At 46.8% G+C, this 7282-nt stretch carries 5 protein-coding genes; all 5 read left to right on the forward strand.

Translation table 11 applies throughout. The features are described from left to right. On the forward strand, nucleotides 1-1551 hold a 1551-nt coding region (locus tag QZP87_RS13730; protein ID WP_291323488.1), incomplete at its 5' end, for an ATP-binding protein. Further along, a complete protein-coding gene (locus tag QZP87_RS13735; protein ID WP_291323489.1) occupies nucleotides 1544-3133 on the forward strand; it encodes a hypothetical protein in 1590 nt (529 codons plus the stop codon). The genes QZP87_RS13730 and QZP87_RS13735, both read left to right, overlap by 8 nt. Before the next feature lie 629 nt (nucleotides 3134-3762). Further along, nucleotides 3763-5397: a hypothetical protein gene (locus QZP87_RS13740; RefSeq protein WP_291323490.1), complete on the forward strand. Its 1635-nt coding sequence runs from the start codon at nucleotides 3763-3765 to the stop codon at nucleotides 5395-5397. Nucleotides 5398-5766: 369 nt separating this feature from the next. Next, nucleotides 5767-6456, forward strand: coding sequence for a hypothetical protein (locus tag QZP87_RS13745; RefSeq protein ID WP_291323491.1), 690 nt, complete (start codon nucleotides 5767-5769; stop codon nucleotides 6454-6456). A 24-nt stretch (nucleotides 6457-6480) separates the two neighbouring features. Next, complete coding sequence (locus QZP87_RS13750) at nucleotides 6481-7092, forward strand: DUF488 domain-containing protein (RefSeq protein ID WP_291323492.1); 612 nt, start codon at nucleotides 6481-6483, stop codon at nucleotides 7090-7092. Nucleotides 7093-7282: the final 190 nt, after the last annotated feature.

Raw genomic sequence — 7282 nt, forward strand, 5'->3', positions numbered from 1 at the left:
ACTACAGGGTTGCGCGCTGGTGAAGCTTCAGAAATATCAATCACAGTCGAAAACCAGGGATTCCTTCCTCTGCGCAATCTGATCATTTCCACTGAGCCTGACTGGGGAAGTAAGCAAATAATCTACCTGTCTGAAGGTCAGAAGGCGGAGATCAGTTTCAGCGGTATCAGCCCGAACATTCCAGGTGACTTTATGTTCACTCTTATGTTGAATGCCATGACCCTGGATGGCAGAGAGGTAAGCCAGGAGCATGACTTTAATTTACAAGTTTCTCCCCTGGGGATGGAGATGGTGCATGAACCCATTGAGCTTGGCAAAAGTCCATATTTTGTATCCCAGCCTGTAGGTCCTGAAAGATCAGATGTTTTTTTTGGCCGGGCAACCCTGATTGAACAGATAAAAAGACAGGTCAGCAGCGGCAATACAGTTCTTCTCGAAGGAAATCGGCGTTCTGGCAAGTCTTCAATCCTGAAACACCTGGAAGGCACTGAGCCGGTCAAGGGCTGGCTGGGTGTATACTGTAGCTTTCAAGGTGCCTCTGGAAGCGAAGAGGCAACAGGCATGCCCACTGATGAAGTATGGCGCGAAATTGTTAGAAGTATAGCTTCTGGTCTGGTGAGTCTGGGGGTGGAGGTACACCTGCCAGACGGTACAACTTTACTTCCCGGGAAAAGTCTGGGTATTGAAAAAGCATGTCAGCGAGGAATAGGCACGGACAGTCCATGGAACGATTTTCGGGATTATCTGAGCTTTGTGATGCAGACCCTGTCAGTTAAAAGTCTGGGGCTGCTCTTGATGCTTGACGAATTTGATAAACTGCAGGAAGGGATCGATAATGGAGTTACTTCGCCTCAAACTCCGGAAAATATCCGCTACCTGATCCAGAGTACTTCAAACCTGACAGCCATACTTACAGGCGCTTTGACAATGAGAAGGCTCAGGGAAGAATACTGGTCAGCCCTTTACGGTCTTGGACACAAAATCGGGGTGTCTGCCCTGGACAGGGACTCCGCTTTGAGACTTGTCACAGAACCGGTTAAAGACAGGCTGATCTATTTGAAGGAAGCAGCTGAGCATGCTGTCCACCTGACTTCCAGGCAGCCCTATCTTCTGCAGTGCCTGTGCAACAGGATTTTTGAGCTGGTTGCTCAAGTTAAAACCCGTACCATTACATTCGACCTGGTTAATAGGGCCGGACAGGACCTGGTAAATGACAACGAACATCTGGCAGCCCTCTGGAGGTACGCAGGTTCTTCAATGAGACGCTTTATCCTGGCTTTGCTGCAAAAGAATACTTCCGAGGGCCAGGATATGGACCTGGGGTTGATCCTTGAAGGTTTGCTACACTACGGAGTTGAAATATCCGAAGAAAACCTGATTGAAGATCTTGAATTTCTGCGCCGGTTGGAACTGGTCAGGCTTGAGGGCCGGTTCAGCAGAGGGCGTTATGCGTTGGAGATTCCCTTAATGGGAATATGGATAGAAAAACATCAGGACTTTGCGGCTGTATTAAGCAGGGCCAGACAGGAAAGCGAGGAACAGTATGGGTAAGCATTTTCCAATCCTGGGTACAAAAACTCCTGAGATGCTTGGCAGAGAAGATATTTTGCAGAACCTTTTCAATGAGCTGACCAAGCCCACCCCAAGCCATATCTCCATTGTCGGGCCGAGATTTTCCGGCAAAAGCGTCATTCTCAATGGACTTATAAAAAAACTGAATGAGCAGGACTCTCCTTTCTGTGGTATTTCTTATTGGGATCTGGGTCATCAGACCCCACTGTCTGATGAGGATTTTTTCCACCTTATGGCCTATAACCTTGGAAATTGCCTTGAAAAAGTGGACCCTGAATATGGCGAATATCTCAAGGACAAGGGGGCCGGATATGGTGAAATCCGGGAAGTCATCAAGGCCCTGGAGTTGAATCAGCAAATGGTGCTCATGCTCTGGGATGGTTTTGATAAACCTCTTGGTAGCGGCAACCTGACCCGCAACCTCTGGGATAATCTTTTAAACCTTTGTCGTCAGCCGGGACTCAGGGTGGTCACTTGTACCAGGAAAGAACTGCACAAACTCATAAGGGATGAGCAGTCCGTGACCAGCGATTTCTGGGGGATATTTGATGGCGTAAGCAGGGTAGGAGTGTTCGAAGAAAAGGATATTGAGGAGATCATTAAAGTGAAGGCCGGCCTGCAATTATCAGCCGGGGCCAGATCCGAGCTGATGAACTGGACTTCCGGTTTTCCTCCGCTGTTTCTGGGGCTGTTGAATAATATTTTGGATGCTCATGATCAGGGTGAAGTCGATAACGATGCAGTCAATCAGGCTGCTGGTAATGCATGCGACAAATATTCGGCCATCCTTTCCAGAATGTGGGATGATTGTACACCTTCGGCCCAGGATCTGTATGTTTATCTGAATAAAAGTGGAATGACACCCGTATCCGAAGCCGGAAAAAGCGAATCCAGAGAACTTGTTGAAAAAGGCTTTGCCCGTGAAGCAGGCTCTAAACTCTTTCCAGGATGCCGAATGTTGCGGGAATATGTTCGCCAGGAAGAGCCTGATATTGGAAGTATGGCCAGGCTGTTCGGCTCCTGGGAAAGTTACAGGAAAAACATCCGGGACCTGTTGCAGCGGCGCTTAAGCCATATTCCCCGGTTTGACGACCGCCTTTTTCGTCTTGTGGAAATGGCCATAAAGGACATTCCTGAGTATCCTGATTATTGCCTGAACAATCTGACCGGAATCCGGGACCGCGCCCTTCATCTGATCTGGGAAAGGGAATTTGGTGAAGGCAAAAAAGTCCCTGTTGAGGTTGTCAGGTACTGGACAATCAATCCCAGGTCTGAGCATGGGATGGTCAAAGGTATGATGAACTCTGACTGCTGGGATGTTCCTGCAGATCCCCTTGATCAAATCCGATTGTTATCTCTGCTTACCGGGAGCTATCGCAATTTCGAAGCCAGGGCCAAGAGTGTATCTAAAGATTCATATGTATTGATTGATGCCGTCCATACTTTCCGCAATCGTGCCCAGCACCCTGATGGTCAGTCAATCCGGGTGGGAGTAGCTGCCGCCGCCCTGATGGCCTGCATTGAGCTGCTGGCATGCCTGGAAAGGGAAATCGGCAACTGAGGAGTTTGCGTGGGAAATGTAATCTGGTCAGCAGACCAGGCTATTCGTGAACATGAGCTTTGTCAGCAACAATTATCTACTGCAGCTCATTGGTCATGTGATAGTATAAACAAACACTCCGCCTGCAATAAAAATTATTATTTAAGCATAAAATAGATTATCAAGAATTTCCTGCTCAGCTTGGATGGAATTTTTTCGATCTGTTATTCCAGTCGTATCAATGTCTGTTACCGGTCTGAAATGAGTAATGAGCTTAAGGTATATGGCGTTTAATGACTTACTCATGAAACCCAGACATTATAAACAAAAATATTGTGAACCGCATAGCCGCCCTGGTTGAATGCCCCCAGTTAAATAAAAGAAAGTTTAACCGGGTAAACTTCGGGCTTGCTCTTCGAGCAATTCAACTTGGCAGGCAAAGTACGCAAAGTTAAAGACGCGAAGCATGGGTATTGTCCAAAACCGGGACACGGTTTTGGACAAGGCTGCCTTTTCATTAGTCACGAGAAACGAGTGACAAATGAAAAAAAATTATCCTGTCTTCCTTGGCGACCTTTGCGCCTTTGCGTGAGAATATGCTCTTGGGTTGCGGGAAAGGCCAGCGATAGTATTCAGTTCAGGAGGCTATTATGGATTACAGTAGTGGTCAGGAAAATATCAATCAATTGCTTGAGAGGGCAAAGGCAGCTTCCGGTCAGGGTGACAGGGAAAAAGCCCTGAGTCTATACCGCCAAGCAGTAAAGGCCGCCCCAGATTTCGTCATGGCCAGGACAGGTCTTGCCTGGGAGATAGTAAAATCTCTTAGAGAGCAGAAAAACAATGACTTTCCGAATACTCAATACTTTTTAGACCTGTTGAGAGAGTACGCCTGTATCCATGATATTAAAAGACCTGGCAGGCTTCACTCCCAGTTTCTCAGGTGGGCTGCAAATGCGGCTGTAAAAGGAAAAATAACTAACTTCATCAGTATACTGCGATGGTGGGACCCGGCTAATTTCCGGCCGGAGGATTATGAGCGGTTCAAGCCGGATGGTGGAGACAGATCTTTTGACAGCCTTGTTGAGCTGACCATTAGAGGGATTGCCAGAAATATTAAAAATGAAAAGGACCAGTACCATCTTGACTGGGCAGCAGAGTTTGTGGGTCAGCATTATGATAAATATCCCCACCAGGAATGGTTCCCGCATTATTATTCCAAGCTTTTAATCAAGACCGGCCGGATGGCTCAGGCCAGAGATCTGTTGTTGCCTTTGGTCCGCAAAAAACAAAATGAATTCTGGTCATGGACACATCTGGCCCAGACATATCCCGGTGATAATGATACCAGGCTGTCCTGCCTGTGCAGGGCGTTGCTGTGCCCGGCCAGAGAGGAGAAATACCGGGTCAAGGTTCATGAAGAGCTGGCAGAGATTCTTGTGGAAAAGGAACAATTGCCTGAAGCCAGATATGAGATAGAACAGGCCATTAATATCCAGGAATCCAATGAATGGAAAGTTTCAGCAAAAATGCAGCTTTTCAGGTCCAGTCCCTGGTTTTCCCAAGTTCAGGTGTTGAACAGCAACCGGCAATTATACCAGGATCATTCATCCCTGGCTGAAGAAATTGTCTTTCATGGCCTTCCTGTTCATCCTGCAATAGTAATCAAGCATCTGCCTGAAAATGATAAAAGGCCAGGCCTGACCTTCATGGGGTTTACCCGCGAGGGCTCTTTGAAGCAGGTCCTGATCAAGACAAAAAAGTTTCCTGTGCTGAATAATATGCCCCCGGGCACTCCACTGAGTCTTCGCCTTGAGCTGTCCGGACCGGAGCCTGTGGTGATTAAGCTGGAGCCAAGAGAAGGGGAGTCATGGGACATAATTGAACCAAGGCCCGGGGTCGTAAAAAATATCAACACCGGCAAAGGGATTACCTTTGTTGCCTTGAGTTCTGATGAATCCTGTCCGGTCTACCATGACAGCCTCCCTGAGATAAGGTCCTTTGAACCAGGCACCGTGCTTTCTGTCAGGACTGTCACTGAGAAAAACATGAAGCAAAGGGTAGTGTGGATTGAGGAAACAAAAGAATTACCTTCCTTTGCCAGGCGATTTTCCGGCAGGCTAAACTTGAAAGGCTGGGCTGGTTTCGGGTTTGTAGATGAAGTTTATATTTCCGAGGAATTAGTGAAGCGTGAGGGGTTGGAAAATAATGACGAGGTCCAGGGGGTGGCGCTCCAGGAATTTATCCCCAAAAAAGAGCAATACGGCTGGCGGGCGGTGAGTCTCTAACTGTGCACGTTTACAAAACTTCGCGTCTGTAATTTTTGCATTTGTGCAGAAAAGGTGTCGCGGGGACTGTCCCCAGGCCGATTGAGGCACCCCCTGAATGGTTACGTTATAATTATTCTGAGACAGCCCTGGGCGTATTGCAGGATTACCGCCGCAAACTGGATCAGGGTCTGGAATCAAAAGGTCCAAGTTGCTTTAAAGGCAAGTCCTCTTTGGATTTCATGGAGTTATGCAAGGCTCTATGAAGCCATGGAGGGATGGCCAGACTTGCGCTAATATTGCAAAAAGTTAGTTTTATCGACTGTTTACAGTATCATCCATATCACAGGCAAGCTTATTATAATAACATTTTGAAGATGTGAGGTGAGCATGGAAATTATCGTGACTGACGTGACCAGGTTTAAGGATGATTCTATCCGATGCGTAGCGGGCATAGAGCCCGGAAGTGGCACATGTGTCCGGCCGCGACCTTACTTAAGTGCAACAGAATGTGATACACATAAGATAGTGCCTGGTATCAGGCTAAAAGGGGATTTTGTTCCTGATGCAGGGGCAATCAGTCCCCATGTAGAAGATTATCGTTACAGCAGGTTCACCATTTCTGGATCTGCTGGTGTCGAGAATTTTCGCTCGCTCTTAAGGTCAGGCCTGTTCAGTTCCATAGAACAGGGTTTTGAAATCAAACTGAATGCAGGTGAAAAGCACATCCCCATGTCACTACAGCCAGTCAGATCCATAATCACCATTTCAGTTGCACCAAGTCAATTTCAGATAGCTGCAAGTCAGTTTCAAGAAGGCAGCTTAAAGGCGAGCTTTTCTGATGGCTCAGCACAATTTTTCAGTTATTTGTCAATTACCGACCTTGGGCTACACAATTACACACAAAATAAAGATGTTATGGAATCAGCTTCTGATTTGAAGAATTTTTTCCAGAGGCAACGTGAGATATATTTGCGAATCGGTTTATCAAGGCCCTTCAGAGCTCCGGATGGTCGCGAAGGCTTCTGGTTGCAAGTCAACGGCATATACAGCTTCCCTGAATTGTTTTATGATCTCTAATGCAGGTATTGAACTGGACCATTTATGGAAAAGATAAAACCTGACCTATATACAATCGGCTATTCTCCGCATTCTCTGGAAGATTTTATGGAAATTCTGAAACATCATTCTATCACTGCTTTGGTTGATGTCCGCTCTCAGCCCTACAGTGCCTACAGGCCTGAATATAACTACAAAAATCTAAAAGAGGCCCTGCCGGAGCACGGCTTACAATATGTGTTTCTGGGCAGGGAGCTTGGGGCAAGGTTTGAAGACGATTCAGTCTATATTGAAGGCCGGGCCGACTATGACAAAATTGCCGGGCATCATCTCTTTCATGAAGGAATGAACCGGCTTAAAGAGTTCACCAGAGATAATACTGTGGTCTTGATGTGCGCTGAGAAAGACCCTTTGACCTGTCACAGAACAATTCTCATTTCAAGGCATCTCAAGTCCAACTGCCGGATTCTTCATATTTTGTCAGATGCAGGCCTGGAGCGACATGAAAAAACAGAGAAAAGACTGCTTAAAGCATTTGACCTGGATCAATCTGAACTGCCTGGCATTGGCAGATCTCTCGAAGAAAGGCTGGAAATAGCCTATGCAAAACAGTGCAATAAAATAGCCTGTAAATCCAACAAATCATCCCAGGACTAATTCAGCGGATTACAGCGCATAAACTACTATAGGTATCTGTTTAGCGCTTTGCATGTGGCATGGGGACTAGCTCTTCCGTCACGCCTGAGGCGTGATTGTCCCAAAAAATGAGATATTTTAAGCACAAAATGATGCTCAAGTGGGTCCCGGAGTGCCTGTCCCCTGCTTTCCTTAAAAGCGCTAAACAGAT

The organism is Desulfonatronospira sp., from assembly GCA_003563255.1.
GTDB lineage: Bacteria > Desulfobacterota > Desulfovibrionia > Desulfovibrionales > Desulfonatronovibrionaceae > Desulfonatronospira.

Bases quoted from the DNA above. Each gene is read 5' to 3' on its own strand.
- QZP87_RS13750 (WP_291323492.1), top strand. From the start codon at position 6,481: ATGGAAAAGATAAAACCTGACCTATATACAATCGGCTATTCTCCGCAT.
- QZP87_RS13745 (WP_291323491.1), top strand. From the start codon at position 5,767: ATGGAAATTATCGTGACTGACGTGACCAGGTTTAAGGATGATTCTATC.
- QZP87_RS13740 (WP_291323490.1), top strand. From the start codon at position 3,763: ATGGATTACAGTAGTGGTCAGGAAAATATCAATCAATTGCTTGAGAGG.
- QZP87_RS13735 (WP_291323489.1), top strand. From the start codon at position 1,544: ATGGGTAAGCATTTTCCAATCCTGGGTACAAAAACTCCTGAGATGCTT.